This is a genomic window from Stenotrophomonas sp. 3diitr2024 (assembly GCF_042136455.1).
Lineage (GTDB): Bacteria > Pseudomonadota > Gammaproteobacteria > Xanthomonadales > Xanthomonadaceae > Stenotrophomonas > Stenotrophomonas sepilia.
On sequence record NZ_JBHHMJ010000047.1, the window covers coordinates 1 to 1,158 of the forward strand.

A 1,158-nucleotide genomic window follows, 5' to 3' on the forward strand; every position below is an offset into this window, starting at 1 on the left:
GTGTGCCAACCAAGGTTGGCACCTACCGGAATCCAGAGCGTGCGGTGCCCGGTAGGTGTCGACCTTGGTCGACACACGCCCACGCAGGGAGCCCATGCACAGAAAGCTGGCCGGGCGCTCAGGGTCGCTCTGCTAGAATTCACGCATGACTGACTCCCCCTCCGCACCTGCCGCCGCTCCCGATTCCGCAGTACCCCAGGCGCAGCGCGCGATGTCACAACGCTTCCGCGGCTTCCTGCCGGTGGTGGTGGATGTGGAAACCGGCGGCTTCGACAGCCAGCGCAATGCGCTGCTGGAAATCGCTGCGGTGCCGATCGAGATGGACGAGAACGGCCTGCTCTACCCCGGCCAGACCGCCAGTGCCCACGTGGTCCCGGCCGAGGGCCTGGAGATCGACCCGAAGTCGCTGGAAGTGACCGGCATCATCCTCGACCACCCGTTCCGGCTGGCCAAGGAAGAAAAAGCGGCGTTGGACCACATCTTCACTCCGGTGCGTGCGGCGATGAAGAAGTACGGCTGCCAGCGCGCGATCCTGGTGGGCCACAACGCCCATTTCGACCTCGGCTTCGTCAACGCGGCCGTGGCCCGCACCGGCCACAAGCGCAACCCATTCCACCCGTTCAGCGTGTTCGACACGGTCACCCTGGCCGGTATCGCGTACGGTCAGACCGTGCTGGCGCGTGCGGCCACCGCCGCCGGGCTGGGTTGGGATGCCAACGAGGCACACAGCGCGGTGTATGACACCGAGCAGACCGCGCGGCTGTTCTGCACCATCGCCAACGCCTGGCCGCGCTAACGCAGCCAACGGCGGAGCCCCTCGTGGCGGGCTGACAGCGATTCCTGGTAGGGCCGGGCGGGTGGACTGCGCAGGGGACGCTGCAAGTACGTCCCTGTAAGCTCGGTCGCCGCTTGCTCGTGTGCGCTGTCCTGCGCACACGGCAAGACCGGGGTTGGGCATCCGGCCCAACCCGCCCGAGGCATGCCTCAGGCCCATGCGGCTCACGCCCCTGCGCAGCCCACCCGCCCGGCCACGGACAGTTTCCAGCGAGCACCACGGAAAGATCAGAAAAAGCGGGAGCAACAGCGGGTCGCTGCGCTCGTTGGGGGCTGCCGCTCACTGGGTCACTTCTCTGGTGGGTGCCGACCGTTGGTCGGCAC

General features: G+C 67.5%; 1 protein-coding gene. It reads left to right on the plus strand.

Features of this window, described 5'->3' with window-relative positions; all coding sequences use genetic code 11:
• Positions 1-211 precede the first annotated feature (211 nt).
• A complete protein-coding gene (rnt, locus tag ABGA94_RS00995) occupies positions 212-796 on the plus strand; it encodes a ribonuclease T (protein WP_005408782.1) in 585 nt (194 codons plus the stop codon).
• The last annotated feature ends 362 nt before the right edge of the window (positions 797-1,158 follow it).